Raw genomic sequence first — 22,280 nt, forward strand, 5'->3', positions numbered from 1 at the left:
TTTATGAGAATTTGCTGAGAAAGGAGGGGAAGCGTAATATCGCCGTTGTACCTTCTCCAGGACGGCTCTTCAGCTCAATCTCTGCCTGAATATGGCCGGCGATCTCTTTGGCCAGCGACAGCCCGAGTCCTGATCCCCCTTGCTTACGTGTTCTGGCCTGATCCACACGATAGAAGCGGTCATATACTTTGGCGAGCTCACTGTCCGACATGCCAATACCGTAATCTCGAATCGATACTTTAATATGACCTTCTTCCTTCTCGACATGGATGTCAATGTGCTCTTCACTATATTTCCTCGCGTTATCGAGGAACAGAATAAGGAGCTGCTTGGCTTTATTAAGATCCGTGATCGCGAACATCTGCTCATCAGCTTCAGCGGCTTCGATATGCACATTCACCTCTCTGCGATAAGCCGTCTCATAGGACCGGGCTGTGTCCTGCGTCATATCCGCGATATTGCAGGATTCCAGCTTCACTCCGGCCGATTCGGTCTGCCTAGCCATGAGCAGCAGCTGTTCTGTCATTTCACGCATCCTTACCGCCTCAGAATGAATGGCCTCAACAGACTCATTGAACAAATCAGGTCGCTCTGCTCCTCTACGTTTCAGCAGACTCGCGTAGCTCTCAATTACGGTTAAAGGTGTCTTCAGCTCATGAGAGGCGTTGGAGACAAATTGCTCCTGCTTCTCATAATTCATCTCCAGCCTGTCGATCATGCGATTAAACGTATTGCCCATCTCAAAGAGCTCATCCTTGGATTTCTTCTCCAAATCGATGGATTTGAAGCCGCCGCCCTGTTCAATATTTTTCATTGTGTCAATCATTCTTGATATCGGCTTGATAATAATCCCGCTAAGTAGACGACTGGAAATAATGACCGCAATGAGTGCTGCTACTGAGACGGAAAATAGTACGTTACGCAGGACACGCAGATTGTTATCTGCGCTCGCCAAACTTTCAGTAATTTGTATATTTACGACCTCACCGTCTACCCATATAATCGGCATCGATACAAATACATACCTCGCTCCTTCGACCTCAATGACCTGTGATAGCTTGTTTGGATGGTATGTCACTGCAAGGCGATCCAGATGCTGCTGTGTTGGAGACGTTACGACAGGTCCCTCGCCCGACATCCGTACCAGACGGAGCATGCCATCAGCCGGAACAAAAGCGCGAAGGAGATCATCCGGAGCAACGTTCACCGCTGCGTTCTTTATTCCTACCACAACAGTACTTGCTTCAGCCTCTGCACGCTCTGTCTGGGTATTAATCGACATGCGATCAAACAGAATATAGATAAATGCGTTAATCAACAGAAGCAGTACCATAAAAAATACGGACGTATAAACGTAAATCGTCGTTCTCAGCTTCATGCGTCCGCCTTAAGCACGTAACCTACACCGCGCACTGTATGTATAAGTCCGGTTTCATGGCCATGATCCACTTTTTTGCGGACATAACGAATATAAACATCAACCACATTCGTATCTCCCATATAGTCATAACCCCACACGGATTCAAGAATTTGCTCTCGATTCAAGACTTGGCGCTGATTGCGCAGCAAATAGACAAGCAGATCAAACTCACGGGGAGTGAGCTCTATTGAGCCATCCCCGCGTTTGACCTCTCTAGTGGCCTCATTCACACGCAGATTACCGGCTGTGAGCCACGTCTCAAACTCTCCGGCGTTAGAAGCTGCAGCTGGCTGGGGCTGCATCTTACTGCTCAAACGCAGCGCAGCCCGTACACGAGCCAGCAATTCTTCAATCTGAAACGGCTTAGTGATATAATCCGTTGCCCCCAGATCAAGTCCCGACACCTTATCCTCCACAGATCCCTTCGCTGTCAGCAAGATGACCGGCGTGTGCTCGTCCTGACTGCGAATACGACGCAGCACCTCAATTCCGCTCAGTCCCGGCAGCATCACATCGAGCAGAACGAGATCATACTCCCCTTGTTGATAAGCCGCAAGCCCCTCCGTGCCGCTTGCCGTTTTATGCACTTTATAATTCTCGTACTCCAGCTCGATTTCAAGCAATCGAGCGATCTTCTCTTCATCCTCCACAATGAGAATGGATGCACTCATGACGACTCCCCCACTTCATTTAAATATGAATATCATCATAGATCAAAGGACTAAATTTGCTCAATCACCTCGTTAATAGATTTCGTTCCGGATACGATTGGGAAGGCCTTTCTATACGTGTTGTCCGCATCCAGCGCAGCGACAATGACAGCAGCTACATCTTCGCGAGGTATACTGCTCTCTCCTGCCTCTGGATCCACTGTCACTTTGCCATTCCCCGGCTCATTCTTCAGCCCTCCTGGGCGAATAATCGTATAATTCAAGGACGAATTCTCAAGCCACTTATCTGCGTAGTGCTTAGCCACATAGTACGGCTTAATTGACTCAGGCCATTTGGTTCTGTCTTCTGCATAGAGTGCGCTTACCATAAGATAACGAGAGATGCCTGCCTTCTCGGCTGCTTCCATCGTCTTCACCGCACCATCCAGGTCGATGAGTAAGGTCTTATCTGCACCTGTACTTCCACCAGATCCAGCAGTGAAGACAATGGCATCATTCCCCTTCATGGCTTCAGCCAGCTCCTCTACCGTGCCTTCAAGATCGGCAAGTACCGCCTCTATCCCTGATTTATCGAGTGCCTCTAACTGTTCCTGTTTACGAACCATAGCACGAACAGTATGTTCCGGGTTTTCTTTTAGCTGAGATACTAGATGTCTTCCAATTTGGCCGTTGGCTCCGATAACGAGTACATTCATGATGTAATAACTCCCTTCGATTCATTAGTGTATACCTTGTCTAATATTATAAAAAGGTATTCCTATCTACTTACCCAATTTGATGAGTCTATCGCATCCATTATATTCTCTAGCTGCCCTGCTACCTCATAGGGTTCCAAATTAGCTGTTTAATATAAGATGAATATACATGAACTCTCTGAGTCAGGTCCACTACATACAGGCACAGATCGATTTGTTCCTATGTACAGTATGATGATATGAAAAAAGACGCCCCCTAAGGGACGCCTTCTAGATGAGGAGTTAGTACGCCAGAGCGAACAGACCCTCAATATGTTGCAGGTAACGAATGTTACTTGCTTCTTTCATGAGTGTTGCAGGAAGACCCTTCAGACGAGTCTGGCTTCCTCCAAGCATTGCGATTGCATCTTTACGTCCAAGGCTTCCCAGTGTACCGGAGAAGACTGGAGTGAAGACTTCAAGCTCGCCGCCCTTGATGGTTGCTGCCAGGTTATGTCCGATCGTCTCACCCATTTGCCAAGCAAGCTGTGCTGTTGGAGGGTAAGGACGAGCGCCTTCACTTGGAATAACAACTGCGCTGTCACCAGCGATAAACACATTCTCATGAGATGTGGAATGCAGTGTTTCTTTTACCGTTGCACGTCCGCGGTTCACTTCAATACCACAGTTCGCTACTACAGCATTACCTTGAACGCCGCCAGTCCAGATCAGAGTGCTTGTCTCGATGGAGCTGCCGTCTTTCAGGAATACCGTATGCTCTTGCATTTCTGTGATCGCTACGCCAACGATGAATTTCACGCCTCGTTTCTCAAGGCTTGTTTGTGCACGCTCAACCAGCTCTGGCGGGAATCCTGCCAGGATCGAAGGACCTGCTTCTACACTATAGAGCTCAACTTCGCTGCGGTTGATACCTTTTTGTTTACATACTTCTGTAAGCACATCTGCATACTCACCAACAAGCTCGATACCTGTCAAGCCGCCGCCGCCGATAACGATGGTAGCGTCTTTTTTCTCGCCTGTTTTCTTGTATGCATCCAGACGAGCTTCCACGTGAGCGCGAATGTTGTTCGCTTCTTCAACAGATTTCAGCGTAAAGCTGTACTCTTGAAGTCCTGGAATACCGAAGAATGCTGTTTCACTACCCAGAGCAACTACCAGGTAGTCATAGCTATAGATGGTTCCGCTCTTCATTGTGACTTTGTTCTCGTCAGGTTTGATTTCAGCAACCGTATCAATTTTAAGATTCACGTCTTTACCGCGGAGCAGCTTCTCAAGTGGAAGAGCAACAGCCTTCTCTTTGATTGTACCTGCAGCCAGACGATGCAATTCTGTAATGATTTGGTGAGTCGGGAAGCGGTTCACAACCGTAATGGTCGCTTCTTCAGCAGTCAGGTATTGACGCGCTGCAAGTGCGCTAAGCAATCCGCCGTAGCCGCCGCCCAGGATCAAAATTTGCTTCGACATATCCATCCTCCGTTCTTACTTTCGTATGAAAAAATCTTAGTCTTGTTTGTTTTGCTGACGCTCGTTCAGAATGTTCAAGAAAGCTTGAGCAAAACGAAGCGTATGTTGTACGTTAGGGTCTTTCAGCATTTTGAGCATGCCGAACAGGCCAACAGAAGACTGTTCCGCTTGAGCGCGATCGCCAGCTTCGATGGCTGCAGAAGCAACACCTTTTGCTTTTTCTACTACTGGAGTAGTAAATTCGCCAAAGGCAACTTTCATGTCGTTTACGAATACTTGGTCCTTCGCCAGCCCTTGAGCAAAGTCATAAGCTGTAGTCATTGCAGTTACCATTTCAGCCAGTTTAGGCAAGTTCTCAACCAGAACAGTAAGAGACTCCTGAACCTCCGGCTTCATCAATTGATCGAGCACATCATTTTGTGCTTGAGGAGCACCTGTAGCAGGTACTTCTTGTTGCGTCGGTTGTGACATAAGAGAACGTCCTCCTTTACTTTGGGTTATAAGCCCGCTCGCCTGACATTTCTGCTAAGCAATCTAGTCGATCAAGGAACTACATGATTGTAATGTAACAATTTTCACACAAAGAAAGAGCCGATGCCACTAAGGGCGGCTCAGGCAGCTCTACAGCAGAAGTGTGATGTATTCCATGGATCTATTGCAGACACGAATATGATCATTCATCGCAATAACAAACTTACCGAACAGGTCATAAAAACGGATCCTATACCCTAATATTACACTTCTTACACGTGAACATGAAATAAATATTTTAGCAATTGTGAATACCTTGTGAACATTGTAACAAATACACCTTTTTTGTCAATACGACGTGCAAAAGCCTGTTCTCCATCCATGAATTTGCTTTTTCTCATATTTGCTACTATATGCGGTGTCAAAGAGCATGCTGATCACTATATGTATCAACGTATACCGCTTAAAATTTCCATAAAGTTTTATTCTCACTCTTGTTAAAATTTAACTCCACCAAATTTCACAAAATAAATAAGACTGCTCATGCCTTCTCGCACGAACCGTCTTATCATCTCGGTATTGTCCCCTGGCCCGCCCTCGCCATTACCTGAAAAATCAGCATTTGGTCATAACATTAACATTCACATGTGATATGTACATTGTACTGGGGATAAATTGTAATGAATGGAGTCCCCGGCTCGCTATTTATTGTTTATTACCGAATCAAATAGGCCCGTCTCCGCTTCATGTTTGCCTTTCTACAGACCGGGTATGTAATAACTATACTCATTAAGAATAAGGAGGCGTTCACGATGAAACAGCAATCAAGCGAAGAGGTACGCAATCAATTAGACAAGGAGAAGGACTCCAAGGAGCAGGTAGAAAAAATGAAAAAGCATGAGGACGTGGAGCCTCAAGCCGAGAACTGGAATCCCCGCTCTGAGGACAATCTGAAGCAGTCTTAATCCTGCTAAAAGGGTTAGAATAAGCTGCAGTAACGTAATCGTATACTGCACATACAAGCCATGACCAGAGGTTATCCCTTGTTCATGGCTTGTTTCATATATGACCTTTAAACCGCAAACAGAAGGAGGAGAACTTACATGGCACAAACCGAATTTAAGACACGGGCTTATCGTTTTGAGGATGATGGCATCATCCCAAACCACCCGAATCTGCCTGTACTCTTATATCCGGGCGTTCTTAGAGGCAGGGAACAGGAAACGGAAGCCCTATTCAACAGCCACAATTGGCAGAACACCTGGACAGGCGGCGTATTCCCCTATCATCATTATCACAGCAACACACATGAGGTCCTCGGTGTTATCAGCGGATCGGTCAAGCTGCAGCTCGGGGGAGAGCAAGGGATCGTAGTCACTGCGGCGGCCGGGGATGTGATTGTCCTTCCTGCCGGCACAGGCCATAAGAGGATTGAAGCAAGCAGTGATTTTCAAGTGGTGGGCGGTTATCCCGACGCCATCGAATATGATACCTATACGGGCGAAGCTGGAGAGCGGCCCAAGGTACTTCAGGACATCAAGCAAGTTCCCTTGCCCGATCAAGATCCCGTATTTGGAAAGAGCGGACCGCTCCACACCTATTACCGATTGGAAGATTCAGTGTAATAAGCTTCTATTCTCTTGCTCGCCACAATGGTCAAGATGATGAATATGACGACGCCAACCAGAATGAGCGGATGCTGGATAATCTCCTCCAAGTTGGTGCCAATATAAGTCACATAAAATATCATGATTCCTTTGCCGAGCCCTGCCGCGAGCAGGAAGAGACCGGGGCGCATCTGAGCTGCGCCTGCTGCCATGTTCACCAGCACAAAAGGCCCCATCGGGAACATCCCCAGTATGAACACGTAGCTGAACGCATTGCGGCGAATCCATCGCAAGCTCTTCTGAACCTTGGGCTTCTTCGTCCAGCGCTGGATATAGGAAGTGGATGCGATTCTGCGGATGATAAGAAACGTCAGGAAGCTGCCCCCCACCAGACCAATCCACGAATATATAAATCCAGCCCAGCCATATACAGCCCCGTTCGCTCCTACGATCAGCAGGGTTGGCAGCGGCGGGATAAAGGATTTCAGAAATGTGATCAGAATGCCGGGCAGCGGTCCATAGGAACGAAACTGTTCAAGCAGCATGATGATATTTTCTTCCGTGAAATAGGACATGATATCCGTGAAGGACCAACTGTACATTAATGAAGCCTCCCAGGTACTCTGGTAAATTTAAGGATAGTATAGCTTAATCCCCGTGATTAAAACATCGCTGCCCATAAAAAAACCTGCCCTCGGCAGGTTTACATTTATTTATTTCTAAGCTGGAGCATATTCCGCTCCTGCTCATGATCTGCTTGCAGCATGGGCTCCGCCTGAATTTGACTGCACTCGTGCAATATATGTTCAACATGCTCCAACACATCGTTTAATGATTTTCCACAAATATGACATTTCATCATGTTATCACCTATTCTCTATTGTACCTTTCGTATATCCTCCTCTTATTAACCGTGATGCATCCACACGAAACCATTCTTCCTCGCTTCAGACCCTTGCAGCTCTTCATGCCGGTTCGTCTGCATCCAGCAGCTGTACCGAAACACCGACATCCAGAGTGGACTCTCCGCCCCGATACTTTCCTTGCAGTGGACTCACATCGGCATAATCGCGGCCCGTACCCACTCTTATATGATTGGATAGTGCCTCCACATTGTTCGTCGGATCAAGACCCGCCCAGCCAATGCCAGGCACCATCACCTCAACCCACGCATGCGAAGCAGCATCTCCCTTCAGTGCCGAATCTTCTCCTACGTACAGATAACCACTCACATAACGTGATGGAATGCCACTGGCCCGCAGAATCCCCAGCATAACGTGAGAAAAATCCTGACAGACCCCTCTACTGTGCTCAAAAGCCGCCTCTGCCGTTGTTTCTACGTCAGTAGAGTCTTTATCATAGGTGAAGCTGCTGTACAGATAATCCATCACTTGTAATGCATAACTGAGCGGATCCTTCATGCTCCCCGCTTCCTTCTGTACAGCTCGAATCTGCTCCATATTAAGCTTGGTATACGCGGTCTCCACTAGATAAGCTCCATAATGCTCTTTATATAAATGAGACTCAAACAACGTCTTCATCTCAGAGGAGTACGGAATATCCTGCAAAAAAGGACTCCGCTGCACCGTCACAATGGAGGTAGCAATGACCTCCAGAGAGGTATGGGGCTCCGCGATAAAGAATTCTTCCACATAATTCCCCCACACATCCTCATGCCCCTTCGTCAGAGCCGAAGGATGGATATCGGTACGGTATGATATTAGCTGCTGACACTCATCCTCTAGTGGACGCAGCCGTATTGTATTCATGCTCTGATCCACCGGAGCGTCATATTTAAACGTGTTGGTATGCACAATTTTGTATTTCATCGCTTCTCTATTCTCCTGCGTAGTGAAATTGAAACTGCCGCTCTCCTGTATCCATTAAATAATAAGTTCTCGAGAACACATGGCCGATCTCTCTGCACTTTTCTTGAAATTGGCTGAGAAAGAAGTCCAGCTCCGGTCCCCTCAGCTCCGTAATATGGACCTCATCCAGCATACCCAGCAGATCATCAAGGGAAGCATACATCTCCCAGGAATAATGAGATACCCTGCCATACTCCAGAATTTGAACCGACTCCCGTACCTGGCTTATGCAGTAGCGGATCGATTTGGGATAGGCTTCATCCGCAACGAGAAAGCTGAGGATCGGACCGGGCTCCATAGCCGGCGGATGACGCTTCAGAAATGCCTCATACCCATTTGCCAGTTGCAGAGCCAGACGCCAGTAATACGATTCTCCTTGGCCTCTGCAGGCCGGATCTGCATAGATATAGCTGCTTACGACATCCAGAATCCGAGCTGTCTTCTCTGCTTGCTCGAGCCATTTGCCAACGTTGATCATATGATAGGCAGGTCCGCGTGACATCGAGGTTTCGATGATGCCTCTCGCAGTAAGGGAAGCAATCTTCGTCCGCTCAAGACAGCGCCTTACCTCTCTGCTGTCGATATCTTCTCCTCTGTTCATCCGGTTCATATCCAGGTAAACATCGTTCCAGATCTCCCAGAGGTCATCCGGGAGCTGGGTTCTCGTCATTCTTGCATTCTCCCTGGCATATTGGACACAGTTCACCACGGAATTGGGATTGGCCCTTGCGAAGACAAGCTGGTGAATAAGCGCTTGCTCCGCCCCCATTCGTTCCTGCATTGCTTCATGAAACAGATCGGTCCGTGCACATATTTCAAAGATCATCTCCCAGTCATGCTTGGCAAGAATCTCTTCCTCTGAAGCTTCCAGCATCTGAATGAATTGTACATTCAGTATACGCGCGTTGCTCTCTGCCCGTTCAATGTTACGGGACATCCAGTATAAGCAATCTGCCACTCTGCTCAGCATCTATACCTCTCCTCCCTCTCTCCGCAGAATCCATGTATCCTTTCCACCCCCGCCTTGCGAGGAATTAACAACAAGCGACCCCTCCTTAAGGGCAACTCGTGAGAGTCCGCCAGGGAGCACATGCGTGTTCCGGCCCCGGATAACGAATACGCGCAGATCGACATGGCACGGGTAAAAGCGTTCGTTCTGAAAGGACGGTGCTCTAGATAAGCGTATGGTGGGCTGGGCGATATACTGATGAGACTGCTGCATGATTTTTAGCCTGAACCTATCGATCTCTTCGCCTGTCGCATGCGGGCCAATCAGCATATCATAGCCGCCGGAGGCTCCGACGTTCTTGACGACCAGCTCCTCCAGATGGTCCAGCACCCACTCCCGTTCCAAGCGTTCGGTTAAACGATACGTTTCGACATTCGACAGAATTGGATCTTCGTTCAGATAATAACGGATCATATCGGGGACGTAAGCGTAGATGGCTTTATCATCAGCAACCCCGTTTCCGATGCCATTCAGTATAGCAACATTGCCTTTGCGATAAGCGGAGAGGAGGCCAGAGACGCCAAGGACAGAGTCTTTGCGAAAATGCAGCGGATCAAGAAAATCATCATCAATCCGGCGATAAATAATATCGACCCTTCGAAGTCCGCGGATCGTCTTCATATATACAACATCATCTACCACTGTAAGGTCTCTTCCTTCTACTAAAGGAATACCCATCTGCTGAGCCAAAAACACATGATCATAATAAGCCGAATTGTACATACCTGGAGTCAATAGCACCGCACAGGGGGAGGAGGAGAAGCTGAAGGACTGCGGTGTATGGTCAAGCAAGGCTTGGTAGAGATGAACAAGCTGATGTTCAAGCGGGTGAATCGAGTGTCTGGCGAACAATTCAGGGTAAACCTGACGCATAACGTAGCGATTCTGATACACATAGGACATACCGGACGGATTGCGCAGATTATCTTCGAGAATATGATATTTACCCTGATCATCCCGAATCAGATCAATACCTGCGAGGAAGATATGGTTGTTCAGTGGAATGTCTATTCCCTTCACTTGCTTATGATAGTAGTAGGGGTTGTTCATAATCAGCTCTTTAGGAATGACCCGGTCACGAATAATGTGCTGTTCACCGTAGATATCCTCCAAAAAGAGGTTGAGGGCTTCTGAGCGCTGAATCATCCCCTTCTCAATCAGCTCCCAGTCTCTAGGGGGAATGATAATGGGAATAAAATCAAAGGGCATTGCACGCTCTGTTCCTATCTCATTGTTGTATACCGTAAAAGTAATTCCTTGTCTTAAAAAAGACAGCTGTGCAGTTTCATGCTTCTCCTTCAGCTCTTCTGCTGTAAAGCGTCTGAGTCTGCGATAGAACTCGGCATAATGAAGCCTCGGCTCACCCGCCTGCATGAACATCTCATCAAAGAACGGCTCCGTTTGATACGGAATCAGCATAACGTCATCCCCTTTTATCTTTTTCTTGTGTCAGGGAAGCTGCCTATTGAAGCAGAACAATGTCGAATACACTAAGGCCTCATGATGAATAATGTAATATTTCCTGCTACTGAAATGTGATTAATTACTGAAAAACAGCTGATTTGTGTTAATCATTATACAACACGTTAGATTATATTACACTTCATTTTTGTAATCCGAAACGACAGCGAGGATGGAATGAAGAGCAACCGATTACATTGCGCCTATTTTTTGTAAAAGTGTTGACTTCTCACCTTGTTGCTTGTATGGTTAATTACATAAGTAACTAACCAATGAGGAGAGGTGGCACATGGGACTGCAAATGGATGATGACCGCCCCATTTTTATACAGATCGCGGAACGAATCGAAGACGACATTATTGAGGGTGGTTTGGAAGAAGAAGCTCAAGTCCCTTCAACGAATCAATTTGCTTCTTTTTATCAAATTAATCCTGCCACAGCCGCCAAAGGTGTAAATCTGCTGGTCGATCAAGGCGTGCTGTACAAGAAACGAGGAATTGGCATGTTTGTAGCCAAAGGCGCGAGGGGGATGGTTATGGAGAAACGCAGAGAGCAATTCTATGAGCAATATGTCACCAAGATGATCCAAGAGGCACAGAAGCTCGGCATCAGCAAAGAAGAGCTGTCTATTATGATTCAACGGGAGGAGAAACGATAATGCGTGATGTAGTGGAAATCCGGAATCTGACCAAAAGCTTCGGAAATGATGTCACCGCGATTAATAACATCAGTCTGAACATAGAAGAAAACAAAATATATGGACTTCTCGGACGAAACGGAGCAGGTAAAACAACCTTGATGCACATCTTAACTGCCCAGATCTTCCCCACGTCCGGCGAAATTCGGGTGTTTGGTGAGGAACCCTATGAGAATGCCAAGATGCTCAATCAAATGTGCTTTATTAAAGAGAGTCAAAAATATCCGGATTCCTTCCGGATCAGAGATGTCATCGCCATTGCCTCCTACCAATTTCCGAATTGGGACGCGAAGCTTGCAGACACCCTGCTGACGGAGTTCAATCTTCCTTTGAAACGTCATGTGAAGAAGCTGTCTCGGGGGATGCTTTCTGCCGTCGGTATCGTAGTCGGTCTGGCCAGCCGTGCTCCGCTCACCATCTTCGATGAGCCTTATCTCGGATTGGATGCTACCGCAAGACAAATGTTCTATGACCGGCTGATTCAGGACTATATGGAGCATCCTCGCACCATTATTTTATCGACGCATCTCATTGATGAGATCAGCGCCATGCTTGAGCATGTCATCCTTATTGACAGCGGCCGGATTCTGCTGAGTGAAGAGGCAGAGAAGCTAAGAGGAGCTGCCTATACGATCAGTGGAAAGAAGCAGGATGTGGAAGCATTTATTCATAACAAAAAAGTCCTTCACAGCGAGACGCTGGGCTCTATACTTCAAGTCACAGTACGAAGCGAAGGAATTTCAGACTTCCGTAAACAAGCTGAGAGCAAACATCTGGACGTAGCCCCTGTATCGCTTCAGCAATTCATTGTCCATTTGACCAACAACCGTAATAAGGAAGAGGTGATTCTATAATGCCAGGTATACGTAATGTCATCAGAACTCACCATATCGATCGGTGGCTGTGGGTTTACATGCCCTACACGATTATGATATTTAACTTTTTGACCAATTTGATCGTCAGCACCTTTACTGGGCCCTATACTTCTGGAGGCGTGCTGAGCATTTATGTATTCATGATGACACTTGGCATCATTATCGTGCCTATGAATTTCTCGTTCTTGCTCGGCTTCGGTGTCAGAAGAAAGGATTACTACTCAGGAACTGTTATCTGGCTGACCGTCCATATGCTCGTCGCCTCAATCGTACTCGCTGTGCTGCGGGCCATAGAGAAGGCCACCTCCTGGGGGACTGGGCTTGGGTTCTTTAACTTTCCGTTTACTAACGAGCTCGGTTTTCTGGAGTTCCTCGGGCTCAACTTTGTCGTATTCACCTTCTTCTGCTTCTTCGGCTTCTTACTCCCCAGCATTGCCCGCAGATTTGGTGCTCTAGTGCTGGCTGGGCTGCTTGTACTTTTGTTCGTTGTCATGGGCATTGCGAGCGTGCTCGTTACGTTCTATGAACTATGGGATGAAGTCAGCCGATTCTTTGTAACTTATCAGACCGATTCCATCTGGTACCTGACTCCCTTCACTCTGCTGTTTGTCGTCATTACCTATTTCTTGCTGCGCAGGTCGACTGTCAAGTAAGCCGCTCCATGTTTTGAGCGGCTTACTTGACACTCTATTTTTGATTTAGCAGATTCAGTCGTTTCATTTTTTGATTCTCTCTCTCCGGTTGCTAAAGCAAAAGTCAGGCGCTCCATTTTTGGCTGGCTCTCTCCGGTTGCTAACGCAAAAGTCGTTCGCCATCCAAAAATTCCGCTTGGGATATGAGGTAGTACGCATGGTCTTTGCTAAACGGCTCGACCATGGTTAGCGCACAAAAAAGCATGCCGCTAAATTTCGCGGCATGCTTTTTTGTATGAGAAAAGATTGATTATGCAGGGAGGTCTCTCTTCTCCCCAATAGTGCGCTCCTTCTTCTTCGGCTTCGGCAGGTTCCCGAACAGGATCCACGACTGTGGAATTCGAGATGCCAGCGACACGACGATATACGAACCGATCAGTGCCACCAAGAAGCCGCCTACGTACCATAGATGGTGCAGCATAGAGATCCCGGTTTGCGGCGGGAACTCGCGGTAGATCAGCAGGAAGAAAGGGTGAATCAAGTAAATCCCGAAGGACAGTCCACCAATGCGAGACATACCGCGTACAAACATGTTCTGCCCACGTTCACGTTTATATAGCAGGAAGGCGATCTGGAAGAGCACCAGAGCCGCTGCAAATGTGTGCAGGTTCCACAAAAATTCATACCAGAGCGAATCGTATACGGCAATGCCTTTGCGGTTCAGATACCAAATCTGCGCATGGGCAATCCCCGCACCAAGCCAGACTACCCAGAGCCCAATCCAGGCGGTAATCTTAGCCGGCGTGGCATACTCCTTTTTCATCACAATCCACTGTTTGATCTTAGGGAAGTATACGCCAAGGAATGCACCCAGCATAAAATAGGCAAAATAAGACGGTGACCAGCTTCCTTTATTTGCAACAGAGATGACTCCGTACTTGTTCATGAGAATAAATCCCCATTGAATCGCTAGACCGATCGGGACTGCCCATTTGACAAGCGATGGCGCCTTCTTGAACAGCCACAGCACAAGCGGAAATAAAATATAAAACTGCATATTGATAAATACGAAGTATAAGTGCGTATATGCCTTACCTGTAAACAGCTTATCAGTGAAGCTTGTTATTGTATCCACTAAGGAACGGTCCGGATAATGCGTCACATGCAGGATTCCAAAGTAAAAGAGTGAGAACATAAAATACGGAATCAGGATGTAAAGCAACCGTTTCTTATAAAAGCCTGTGACCAGCTGTTTGTCCAGCGGTCTTGTGTAATAATTGTAGAACAAGACAAAGCTGCTGAGAAAAATAAATGTCGGTGTACCAAACTTCATAAAAATATTGAAGAAGTTGTATACACCGTACATACCGGAATCAATCATGTTTAATGTCGCAAATGAAGACGAATGCACGGTCAATACCCCGAGAATCGCCATACATCGTACCAGGTTCAGCTCGGGAATACGTTCCCTTTTTTCTAATTGTGTTTGACTCATCATTTAAAACTCCTTGTTTCTATATAATAGAGTTCAGCAATTTGTCCTTATATAACAGGATCTTCTGAGCTCACAGTGCTTCATCTATCATAGATCATTCATGTTCTGTGTACCTTAAGAATCTCTTAATCTATTTTTAAATACGGATAAACATCCAATCACTCTGACCAATCTATTGTATATGATAACATGATTTATTTGTATTTTTACTAGTAAAAAAACCACCTATTGGCGGCTTTTTTTAATATTAGCTATTTTTGGATAGGTGCTAACTGCGTGAAATCGCAATCAATGCCGGTATCCGTCAGGATTGTGCTGCAGCAGGCTGTGCTTGTTCATGTACGGGCAGATGCTCCACCAAGGCATGCTTGCGCCAAGCACCGCTCTTCCAGCGGAAATGCATAATGAACGCTCGAATCCACTCATCCGCTGCATTCGCCATCCATACACCAAGGAGGCCCATATCGAGAGAGAATACGAGTACATAGCCAAGCGGAAGACTTACACCGACCATGGAGATGAGACCCATATATACCGGGAATCGCGCATCTCCTGCGGCGCGCAGCGAATTAATCATGATCATATTGCAGGTTCTGGCTGTCTCCAGCACGATACTGAACAGGATCACCTGCGATCCAAGACGAATAATTTCGGCGCTGTCTGTGAAGATCCCAAGAAGCGGCTCCCGCAGCGCAATAATAATCAAATCCATAATAATCGTGGAGGTCAGCCCGATCTTGACGCTTTTTCGCAAACGGGCATATGCTTCTTCCGGATTCCCTGCACCAACGAAGCGTCCGACAAGAATGGAGGTACCGATCGAAACCGCCATGCTGAACAGATAGATATAGTGTGAAATCTGAGCAGCATACTGCCTTGTCGCCAGGGATTCCGTACCGAGATAAGTGACATAATATAAGAAGACGAGCTGACAGACCTGATAGATGATCTGTTCAAAGGCCGACGGAATGCCGATCTTCAGAATTTTCCCTACATAATCTCTGGAAATCGTGAAGTAATGCTTCCACTCGATACGAACAGACAGCACCCTGTACAGGAGCCAGAAGAAAATGACGACACAGATTAATCGACTGAGCACCGTCGAGATGGCTGCACCTTGAACACCCAGCGGACTAAAGCCAAAATGCCCAAATATAAGCGCATAGTTACCGACCAGATGGATAACATTCATCACCAGAGAGACCAGCATCGTCTGCTTCGTATATCCATAAGTCCGAATGATCGCGGCAAGGATGTTAATCAAGGCTTGGAGGAATATCCCTCCCCCTACAATGGTTAAATAAGCCTGACCGAGTGCAAGAAGCTCTCCCGAAAGATTCATGGCTTGTAGTATGGAGCGCCCTCCAAATACAAACAATATACTGATCGCAAGTCCGACACACAGGTTCAGGGTAATCGCGATAGCAGATACTCTTGAGGCTTCTGCCAGCTTCCTTGAACCGATGTACTGGGCAACAACAATGGCTGCTCCATTACCGATGACCTCTAGTATCAGAATGGCGATGGTTACGATCTGATTCGCTGTACCAACGGCCGATACGGCCTCATCGGATACCGCGCTGAGCATAAATGTATCGACTGTACCCATTAGCATGAACAGAAGCAGCTCTAAAAATATGGGCCAGGTTAACGCAAAAAGCTTAAGATTATTCGTTTCGGCGGCGCCCCCGCCCGTTGCTGTCGTCGTCATAATTTCTCCCTTGCTGACTCATTAATTAATATAAGAAAACGGATTTCGAAAATTTTCTGGAATTGATGAAAAACATAGGTAGTTTATCATAATATTTTCATTTGATCACCTAAAAAAAGAATATTTTTGCGGGACATCGTTTAGCTGCAGGTTTTTCGGGGTTATTTCTACAATAAAAGCATTTATGTGTTCTGGAGTTCCGCCCTTCCGGCGATCTTAAGAAATACATATAGGATGCACGAGATTTTTTGATATGGAGAGGGGAACATACCATGAAACGTAATCATACGATGATGCAGTTTTTTGAGTGGCATGTTGAACCGGACGGTTCCCATTGGAAACGACTGGCCGAGAAAGCTCCCGAGCTGAAGGCACAAGGCATTGACTCCGTCTGGATTCCCCCGGTTACGAAAGGCTCCTCGCCTGAAGACACGGGATATGGAGTGTATGACTTATACGATCTCGGCGAATTCAATCAAAAAGGGAGCGTTCGAACCAAGTACGGAACCAAAGCGGAGCTGCTCGAAGCACTAGCCGCCTGTATGCAGAACGGCATTGCCGTATACGTCGATCTGGTCATGAATCACAAGGCTGGAGCCGATGCAACGGAGCGCTTCAAAGTCATTGAAGTCGATCCTAACAATCGTACCAAGGATATCTCCAAGCCGTTTGAGATTGAGGGCTGGACCAAATTTGATTACCCTGGACGGGGTGACAAGTATTCCAGCTTCAAATGGAATCATACTCATTTCAACGGCACAGATTATGATGCCAAGACCAATCGGACCGGCATCTTCCGCATGGCAGAAGAAGACAAGGCCTGGAACGAGAATGTAGACGATGAATTCGGCAACTATGATTATCTCATGTTCGCTAACATCGACTACAGCATCCCTGAGGTCAGAGAGGAAATGATCCGCTGGGGTAAATGGCTCATCGACACTTTACAGTGCAACGGTTTTCGTCTGGATGCCATCAAGCACATCAACCATGAATTCATCAAGGAATTCGCTAAAGAGATGATCAACAAACGCGGACAGGATTTTTACATTGTCGGTGAGTTCTGGAAGCCGGATCTCGCGGCCTGTCAGAACTTCCTGGACACGGTCGATTACCAGATTGACTTATTTGATGTATCTCTCCACTATAAGCTGCATGAGGCCTCCCAGGCTGGGAAGAACTTCAATCTCAGCACGATCTTCCAGGATACACTCGTTAATACCCATCCGACTCATGCGGTAACGTTCGTTGATAATCATGACTCTCAGCCAGAAGAGGCACTCGAATCATGGATTGATGATTGGTTCAAGCAGAGTGCCTATGCGCTGATTCTGCTGCGTCAAGGTGGATACCCTTGCGTATTCTACGGTGACTATTATGGAATATCCGGTGAGCATCCAATTCCTCCGAAGAAGGATGCGATCGATCCGCTGCTTCACGCCAGATATCATTACGCCTATGGTCCACAGGAGGATTACTTCGACCATCCGAATACGATTGGCTGGGTACGGCGCGGGGTCGCCGAGTTCCCTCATTCCGGATGTGCCGTCGTTATCGGCAATGGCGAAGAGGGCAAGAAGCACATGAAGGTAGGCTCAGAACGGGCTGGGCAGACCTTTATCGATATTACGGGCAACCGGACTGATCAGATCAAGATTGGCAAAGACGGCTTTGCCGACTTCCCTGTGAACGGTGGAAGCGTATCGGTATGGGTTGAAGCATCGAACAACAATTGATCCGCTAATTGGATAGAACATGCTTACCAAATTACAAATCCCCTGCCCTCTAACGTTATGGAGAGGCAGGGGATTTATGTTATTTAATTTTGGAACAGCTTCTTGGCCTATTATTTGAATGCCGGCAGCCAGTCACCGTGAGCCTCAATCAAGTCATCACACAGGGAAGTAATATCGTCCAGGGACAGCTCGGCAGCTGTATGTGGATCAAGCATCGCGGCATGATAGATATGCTCCTTCTTCTGAGTCACCGCTGCTTCAATCGTCAGCAGCTGGGTGTTGATGTTCGTACGGTTCAGTGCAGCAAGCTGAGGCGGCAGATCCCCGACATAGGTCGGCGTAATGCCAGAGCGGTCTACTAGACACGGCACTTCAACACAAGCTTCCTTCGGAAGGTTCGTAATGAGTCCGGTATTCATGACATTACCGCCAATCTTGAACGGATTACCTGTCTCCATCGCTTCCATGATGTATGAGGCATACTCTGCAGATCGTGTGTGCTCAATACTTTCGCTGGCAAATATTTTGTCCCGCATTTCCTTCCAGCCATTAATCTGGTTAACACAGCGGCGCGGGTATTCATCCAGCGGTATATTGTATCTGTCGATGAGCTCAGGATAGCTCTTCTTAATAAAGTAGGGATGATACTCTGCATTATGCTCCGAAGATTCGGTGACATAATAGCCAAACCGAAGCATCAGCTCAAACCGTACCATATCATGATGCTTCTCCTTCTGCTTCTCAGCCGCCCGGCGTTTAATCTCCGGATACAGATCCTTGCCATCCTTCTTCACTTCAAGCAGCCAGGCCATATGGTTGATGCCGGCAATCTTCGATTCTACTCCCGCCGTATCCATCTCAAGCGAGCGGAACAGATCGGAGACGCAGTGCTGTACGCTGTGGCAGAGTCCAACCGTCTTGATGCCGCCAACCGTATTCATAACATTCGTAAGCACAGCCATCGGATTGGTGTAGTTCAGGAACCAAGCGTCCGGGCAGACCTCCTGCATATCGCGGGCAAAATCCAGCATCACCGGAATCGTCCGAAGATTACGGAAGATTCCCCCGATCCCCAGCGTATCCGCTATCGTCTGGCGCAGACCATATTTCTTCGGAATTTCAAAATCAGTGATCGTACACGGATCATAGCCGCCGACCTGAATCGCATTAATGACGTATTTCGCACCGCGAAGTGCTTCTTTGCGGTCATGATAGGCGATGATTCGGCAGGTGCTGCCGAGCGTTTCCTTTATGCTGTTAAGCAGCCGCTCGGAGTCCCGCAGCCGCTCTTCATCAATATCAAACAGAGCAAGCTCGAAGTCCTGCAAAGCTGGAGTTGTCATCACATCGCCGAGTACATTTTTGACAAAAACGGTGCTCCCCGCACCAATGAATGTAATTTTGGACATTTTATCTGCCTCCCATAGTCAGCAACCGCTGTATTAAATACAGCCTAACTATACGCCTGGGCAAGGGCAGGAGGACATAGAATAGTCCAAGATAAACATGTCATAATCCCACTTGATTGATTAGGGACGGTAATACATTTACAGCCGTTTTGCCCCTTTTATTTGGTATAATACAGCTACATACGTGCAAAAGGGGATATCATACAATGCCAATCAATGAAGTCTATCTAACCCTCCAGGATTCGCAGGAGAAGATGGAGCTCCGCATGGATTTCTTCGGCCTGCAGGAGTGTGAACCCGGGCACAGCTGGGGTCCAGGTCTACGAGATGCCTACATCCTTCATTACATCCATAAGGGACATGGGAGCTTTCGCTATGAAGATCAGACGGCTCGGCTCGGTCCAGGACAGGGATTTGTCATTTTCCCAGATGAACGTATTCACTATACCGCCGATGAAGAGGACCCCTGGACTTATTCCTGGATCGGTTTCAGAGGAATATATGCCAAATCCCTGCTGCAGCGCGGAAGCTGTACGCCTGAGCATCCCATCTATTCAGCTGCATCCGGAACTTGTTTCACTTCTTTCTATGACGATCTCATTCATGTTCGTCATCATGCCGGTGGGGATGTTCATAGTCTGGGTGTTCTGTATAAAGTGCTGGGCGATCTCATACGCAGTGCTCCCGCTCCGGCTGCATACCATAAGTCCCCTTCACGGGACAGCTATATTCGGAAGTCGATCCGCTTCATTGAGAACGGATACAGTCAGAAGATGACGATTCAGGATATTGCAGAAGCGGTCGGTCTTGACCGCACCTATCTGTCAGGCATCTTCAAGGAGCATTTTGGCGTGTCGCTTCAGTCCTATCTGCTGGAATACCGGATGAGACGGGCCGCAGAGCTGCTCCGGAATCCGGAGCTGTCAATCAGTGATGTCGCCCACTCCGTAGGCTATAACGATGCATTTTTATTCTCCAAGATGTTCAAGAAGAAGCAGGGCCATTCTCCCCGCCATTATCGGCAGCAGCTTAAATAATGATCGTAAATGACGCCCCTGCTGGCGGATCACACAAAAAGGGCCTGTCTGCATAGGACAGGCCCTTCATATTATGGTGTTTGCTCTTCATCCTTTTCCGGATCCATCAGCTGATCGCTGGTAATGGACGCATCTGTCCAGTTATCGACTAATTGCTGCGCGTAGTCCAGCTTCTCGTCATCCAGCATGTAGTACCAGGCCCCATCGCTCTTGCCGCTACCCTCCAGCATATAACTGGTCATCTGCGGAACAGCTTCCTTATCATAGAGCAGCTTGCCAAGATCCAGGATAAAGTCTGAGGTCATATCTGTCTTCATATTACTGCTCGCGATAGACAGGATTTCTGGAATCTTGGTAATATTTCCGATCTGCAGCATCCGTTCTGCTGCGGCTTTGAGAAAGATACGCTGGCGCTCCGTCCGCTTGAAATCGGAATCCTCACGGTACCTTACATAATTGAGTGCATCCTCCCCTGTATAGATGGGCTTGTTTGCCTCAATGTACAGTGGAATATGGTACTTGTATTTGTTCTGAATCGGTTCTGTGATAGGAAGCTCGACACCGCCGAGCGCATCGACCACTTCAACAAGCGCGTTAAAATTCACTTTTGCATAATAATCTACGTCCGTTTCCAAGAGCTGCTCAATGGTCTCCACACTCATCTTGGCGCCGCCATAGGCATAAGCCGCATTCACTTTATCTCTTCGATCTCTCCCGGCAATCTGCACATAGGAGTCACGCGGGATCGACAAGAGCAGCATCCGGTGATCTTCTGGACGAAATACGGCATAGATCATCGTGTCAGATCTGCCGACATCCCCTTCGCGCTCGTCTACACCAAGGAGAAGCATGCTGAACGGCTCCAGCTCCTTCTCTTCTTCTGTCACAGCGGGTCCGGTAACTTCATCAAGCGGTTCATAAGAATCATCGAGTGCCGTCTTGACCGGCTTCTCTACGAACAGCTGCAGCGCTGCCCACCCCAGCTCCTTATGAAAAATATAAGCGAATGAGCCGACTAGCAGCAGGATAATAAAAGAGATGATTAATGGCTTTTTCGTCTTCTTCTTCGCTTTTTTGTTCTTGCCGGCTTTCTTACGGTTGCTCCGTGTCAACGGGTATTCAAGATCGCTCATCAGCTTCTCCTTTCTTCACTATCTTTTTTGTCGACGCAATATATATCATTTTTAATAAAATTTGATGTTTTGGGTCAGATTTTGATTCGATAACTCATCTAATATACTACAGTTTTCCATATTAAGGAATGTTCATTTCGCAGAACGTCGAAATCTTGCTCTCCTATTTCTATAACGTGCCTTTTCGGATGAATGTTGCCTATAATGTGATTTAGTAGGATCAATTTCATCCTTTATTAAAGCGACAAAAAAGATATCATGAAATTGATTCGGGCAATAAAGATTTGGATATGGAGGATGATAGGTGTGAGGGATCAGGAGCTGTTTGACAAAGTGTATGCTGCGATACTTGCGCGAAGCGACCGGTATGACGGCATTTATTATTCCGCGATCAAAACGACAGGCATCTACTGCAGACCCTCCTGCCGCTCCAGAACACCGAAGCCGGAAAATGTCACGGTCTATGCCAGCATTTATGAGGCGGAACGCAGCGGATACCGGGCCTGTAAGAGGTGCCAGCCGAATAAGCAGGGGCTCATTAACCCGGATGCTGATATTGCAGAACGGGTTACCCGCTATATTTACGCACACTACAGAGAGCCGCTTACTCTCCCGCAGATCGCTGAAGCGCTCAGTATCAGTCCATATCACATGCAGCGGGTGTACAAGAGAGTTACCGAAGCGTCCCCGGCTCAGCAGCTGCAGCATGTCCGTATTGAGCATGCGAAGGAACAGCTGAAGAGCTCGGATTCGGAAATTCAGGATGTAGCATTAAACGTCGGTTTTAAGAGCGTCTCGCACTTTATCCATGTTTTTCAAAAGAGAACAGGTGTCACACCCCAGCAGTACCGCAAAGGGGATATCACATAGAGGTTATTCATTTGAACAG

The 22,280-nt window shown here is 47.3% G+C and carries 21 protein-coding genes; 8 read left to right on the top strand and 13 right to left on the bottom strand.

The genetic code is table 11. The annotated features are described in order from the left end of the window. Window position 1: 1 nt before the first annotated feature. The 5 genes from BLW49_RS12295 to BLW49_RS12315 form a co-directional block, all read right to left on the bottom strand. On the bottom strand, window positions 2-1,378 hold the full coding sequence (locus tag BLW49_RS12295; RefSeq protein WP_090724872.1) for a sensor histidine kinase: 1,377 nt from the start codon (window positions 1,376-1,378) through the stop codon (window positions 2-4). After that, entirely contained in the window at window positions 1,375-2,091 is a 717-nt protein-coding gene (locus BLW49_RS12300; protein WP_090724873.1) for a response regulator transcription factor, read from the bottom strand. Before BLW49_RS12300 ends, BLW49_RS12295 begins: the two co-directional genes overlap by 4 nt. Before the next feature lie 50 nt (window positions 2,092-2,141). Next, window positions 2,142-2,786, bottom strand: coding sequence for an SDR family oxidoreductase (locus BLW49_RS12305; protein WP_090724877.1), 645 nt, complete (start codon window positions 2,784-2,786; stop codon window positions 2,142-2,144). Between the two features lie 282 nt (window positions 2,787-3,068). Next, complete coding sequence (locus BLW49_RS12310; protein ID WP_090724879.1) at window positions 3,069-4,250, bottom strand: NAD(P)/FAD-dependent oxidoreductase; 1,182 nt, start codon at window positions 4,248-4,250, stop codon at window positions 3,069-3,071. Between the two features lie 36 nt (window positions 4,251-4,286). Continuing rightward, window positions 4,287-4,721, bottom strand: coding sequence for a DUF1641 domain-containing protein (locus tag BLW49_RS12315; RefSeq protein WP_090724880.1), 435 nt, complete (start codon window positions 4,719-4,721; stop codon window positions 4,287-4,289). A gap of 812 nt (window positions 4,722-5,533) precedes the next feature. Here BLW49_RS12315 and BLW49_RS28785 point away from each other — a divergent pair. Both BLW49_RS28785 and BLW49_RS12320 read left to right on the top strand, forming a co-directional pair. After that, the gene (locus BLW49_RS28785) at window positions 5,534-5,686 is read left to right on the top strand and encodes a hypothetical protein (protein WP_177178729.1); all 153 of its coding nucleotides are present in this window, start codon (window positions 5,534-5,536) and stop codon (window positions 5,684-5,686) included. Between the two features lie 138 nt (window positions 5,687-5,824). Further along, the gene (locus tag BLW49_RS12320; RefSeq protein WP_090724882.1) at window positions 5,825-6,346 is read left to right on the top strand and encodes a cupin domain-containing protein; all 522 of its coding nucleotides are present in this window, start codon (window positions 5,825-5,827) and stop codon (window positions 6,344-6,346) included. Here BLW49_RS12320 and BLW49_RS12325 read toward each other — a convergent pair. The 4 genes from BLW49_RS12325 to BLW49_RS12340 all read right to left on the bottom strand — a co-directional run bounded on the left by BLW49_RS12325 (window position 6,322) and on the right by BLW49_RS12340 (window position 10,624). Then, entirely contained in the window at window positions 6,322-6,930 is a 609-nt protein-coding gene (locus tag BLW49_RS12325) for a TVP38/TMEM64 family protein (protein ID WP_256209736.1), read from the bottom strand. The two genes, BLW49_RS12320 and BLW49_RS12325, sit on opposite strands and share 25 nt — an antisense overlap. 363 nt (window positions 6,931-7,293) lie before the next feature. Continuing rightward, window positions 7,294-8,157, bottom strand: a complete 864-nt coding sequence (locus tag BLW49_RS12330; protein ID WP_090724884.1) for a transglutaminase family protein — start codon at window positions 8,155-8,157, stop codon at window positions 7,294-7,296. A 7-nt stretch (window positions 8,158-8,164) separates the two neighbouring features. Beyond that, window positions 8,165-9,166, bottom strand: coding sequence for an alpha-E domain-containing protein (locus BLW49_RS12335; protein WP_090724885.1), 1,002 nt, complete (start codon window positions 9,164-9,166; stop codon window positions 8,165-8,167). Then, window positions 9,167-10,624 (bottom strand): circularly permuted type 2 ATP-grasp protein, encoded by a 1,458-nt coding sequence (locus tag BLW49_RS12340; RefSeq protein WP_090724887.1) that lies wholly within the window; start codon window positions 10,622-10,624, stop codon window positions 9,167-9,169. Between the two features lie 331 nt (window positions 10,625-10,955). On the opposite strand from BLW49_RS12340, the gene BLW49_RS12345 reads away from it, so the two are divergent. From BLW49_RS12345 to BLW49_RS12355, 3 genes are read left to right on the top strand one after another with little or no spacing between them, the layout of a single operon-like run. Next, entirely contained in the window at window positions 10,956-11,324 is a 369-nt protein-coding gene (locus BLW49_RS12345; protein ID WP_047912709.1) for a GntR family transcriptional regulator, read from the top strand. Then, complete coding sequence (locus BLW49_RS12350) at window positions 11,324-12,217, top strand: ABC transporter ATP-binding protein (RefSeq protein WP_090724888.1); 894 nt, start codon at window positions 11,324-11,326, stop codon at window positions 12,215-12,217. Before BLW49_RS12345 ends, BLW49_RS12350 begins: the two co-directional genes overlap by 1 nt. Further along, entirely contained in the window at window positions 12,217-12,891 is a 675-nt protein-coding gene (locus tag BLW49_RS12355; RefSeq protein WP_090724890.1) for a hypothetical protein, read from the top strand. Before BLW49_RS12350 ends, BLW49_RS12355 begins: the two co-directional genes overlap by 1 nt. Before the next feature lie 289 nt (window positions 12,892-13,180). On the opposite strand, the gene BLW49_RS12360 is transcribed toward BLW49_RS12355, so the two are convergent. Both BLW49_RS12360 and BLW49_RS12365 read right to left on the bottom strand, forming a co-directional pair. Continuing rightward, window positions 13,181-14,365, bottom strand: coding sequence for an acyltransferase (locus tag BLW49_RS12360; protein ID WP_090724892.1), 1,185 nt, complete (start codon window positions 14,363-14,365; stop codon window positions 13,181-13,183). Between the two features lie 304 nt (window positions 14,366-14,669). Beyond that, the gene (locus BLW49_RS12365; RefSeq protein ID WP_090724893.1) at window positions 14,670-16,076 is read right to left on the bottom strand and encodes an MATE family efflux transporter; all 1,407 of its coding nucleotides are present in this window, start codon (window positions 16,074-16,076) and stop codon (window positions 14,670-14,672) included. Window positions 16,077-16,348: 272 nt separating this feature from the next. Here BLW49_RS12365 and BLW49_RS12370 point away from each other — a divergent pair, with 272 nt between their 5' ends. Further along, window positions 16,349-17,812: an alpha-amylase gene (locus tag BLW49_RS12370; RefSeq protein ID WP_090724895.1), complete on the top strand. Its 1,464-nt coding sequence runs from the start codon at window positions 16,349-16,351 to the stop codon at window positions 17,810-17,812. Between the two features lie 110 nt (window positions 17,813-17,922). On the opposite strand, the gene BLW49_RS12375 is transcribed toward BLW49_RS12370, so the two are convergent. Next, complete coding sequence (locus tag BLW49_RS12375; protein ID WP_076314296.1) at window positions 17,923-19,221, bottom strand: alpha-glucosidase/alpha-galactosidase; 1,299 nt, start codon at window positions 19,219-19,221, stop codon at window positions 17,923-17,925. A gap of 206 nt (window positions 19,222-19,427) precedes the next feature. Between BLW49_RS12375 and BLW49_RS12380 the strand changes: the two genes are divergently transcribed. Beyond that, the gene (locus tag BLW49_RS12380; protein ID WP_090724897.1) at window positions 19,428-20,258 is read left to right on the top strand and encodes an AraC family transcriptional regulator; all 831 of its coding nucleotides are present in this window, start codon (window positions 19,428-19,430) and stop codon (window positions 20,256-20,258) included. A gap of 71 nt (window positions 20,259-20,329) precedes the next feature. Here the strand turns inward: BLW49_RS12380 and BLW49_RS12385 are convergent, their stop codons facing one another. Further along, window positions 20,330-21,391, bottom strand: coding sequence for an LCP family protein (locus BLW49_RS12385; RefSeq protein WP_090724898.1), 1,062 nt, complete (start codon window positions 21,389-21,391; stop codon window positions 20,330-20,332). Between the two features lie 306 nt (window positions 21,392-21,697). Here BLW49_RS12385 and BLW49_RS12390 point away from each other — a divergent pair, with 306 nt between their 5' ends. Continuing rightward, window positions 21,698-22,261 carry a bifunctional transcriptional activator/DNA repair enzyme AdaA gene (locus BLW49_RS12390; protein WP_090724900.1) on the top strand — a complete coding sequence of 188 codons (564 nt, stop codon included), beginning with the start codon at window positions 21,698-21,700 and terminating at the stop codon, window positions 22,259-22,261. Window positions 22,262-22,280 lie beyond the last annotated feature (19 nt).

This window comes from Paenibacillus sp. PDC88 (assembly GCF_900106725.1).
GTDB classification, from domain to species: Bacteria; Bacillota; Bacilli; order Paenibacillales; family Paenibacillaceae; genus Paenibacillus; species Paenibacillus shunpengii.

Excerpts from the sequence above, each read along its gene's own strand:
- BLW49_RS12295 (WP_090724872.1), bottom strand. The coding sequence starts at position 1,378 with ATGAAGCTGAGAACGACGATTTACGTTTATACGTCCGTATTTTTTATG.
- BLW49_RS12300 (WP_090724873.1), bottom strand. The coding sequence starts at position 2,091 with ATGAGTGCATCCATTCTCATTGTGGAGGATGAAGAGAAGATCGCTCGA.
- BLW49_RS12305 (WP_090724877.1), bottom strand. The coding sequence starts at position 2,786 with ATGAATGTACTCGTTATCGGAGCCAACGGCCAAATTGGAAGACATCTA.
- BLW49_RS12310 (WP_090724879.1), bottom strand. The coding sequence starts at position 4,250 with ATGTCGAAGCAAATTTTGATCCTGGGCGGCGGCTACGGCGGATTGCTT.
- BLW49_RS12315 (WP_090724880.1), bottom strand. The coding sequence starts at position 4,721 with ATGTCACAACCGACGCAACAAGAAGTACCTGCTACAGGTGCTCCTCAA.
- BLW49_RS28785 (WP_177178729.1), top strand. The coding sequence starts at position 5,534 with ATGAAACAGCAATCAAGCGAAGAGGTACGCAATCAATTAGACAAGGAG.
- BLW49_RS12320 (WP_090724882.1), top strand. The coding sequence starts at position 5,825 with ATGGCACAAACCGAATTTAAGACACGGGCTTATCGTTTTGAGGATGAT.
- BLW49_RS12325 (WP_256209736.1), bottom strand. The coding sequence starts at position 6,930 with ATGTACAGTTGGTCCTTCACGGATATCATGTCCTATTTCACGGAAGAA.
- BLW49_RS12330 (WP_090724884.1), bottom strand. The coding sequence starts at position 8,157 with ATGAAATACAAAATTGTGCATACCAACACGTTTAAATATGACGCTCCG.
- BLW49_RS12335 (WP_090724885.1), bottom strand. The coding sequence starts at position 9,166 with ATGCTGAGCAGAGTGGCAGATTGCTTATACTGGATGTCCCGTAACATT.
- BLW49_RS12340 (WP_090724887.1), bottom strand. The coding sequence starts at position 10,624 with ATGCTGATTCCGTATCAAACGGAGCCGTTCTTTGATGAGATGTTCATG.
- BLW49_RS12345 (WP_047912709.1), top strand. The coding sequence starts at position 10,956 with ATGGGACTGCAAATGGATGATGACCGCCCCATTTTTATACAGATCGCG.
- BLW49_RS12350 (WP_090724888.1), top strand. The coding sequence starts at position 11,324 with ATGCGTGATGTAGTGGAAATCCGGAATCTGACCAAAAGCTTCGGAAAT.
- BLW49_RS12355 (WP_090724890.1), top strand. The coding sequence starts at position 12,217 with ATGCCAGGTATACGTAATGTCATCAGAACTCACCATATCGATCGGTGG.
- BLW49_RS12360 (WP_090724892.1), bottom strand. The coding sequence starts at position 14,365 with ATGAGTCAAACACAATTAGAAAAAAGGGAACGTATTCCCGAGCTGAAC.
- BLW49_RS12365 (WP_090724893.1), bottom strand. The coding sequence starts at position 16,076 with ATGACGACGACAGCAACGGGCGGGGGCGCCGCCGAAACGAATAATCTT.
- BLW49_RS12370 (WP_090724895.1), top strand. The coding sequence starts at position 16,349 with ATGAAACGTAATCATACGATGATGCAGTTTTTTGAGTGGCATGTTGAA.
- BLW49_RS12375 (WP_076314296.1), bottom strand. The coding sequence starts at position 19,221 with ATGTCCAAAATTACATTCATTGGTGCGGGGAGCACCGTTTTTGTCAAA.
- BLW49_RS12380 (WP_090724897.1), top strand. The coding sequence starts at position 19,428 with ATGCCAATCAATGAAGTCTATCTAACCCTCCAGGATTCGCAGGAGAAG.
- BLW49_RS12385 (WP_090724898.1), bottom strand. The coding sequence starts at position 21,391 with ATGAGCGATCTTGAATACCCGTTGACACGGAGCAACCGTAAGAAAGCC.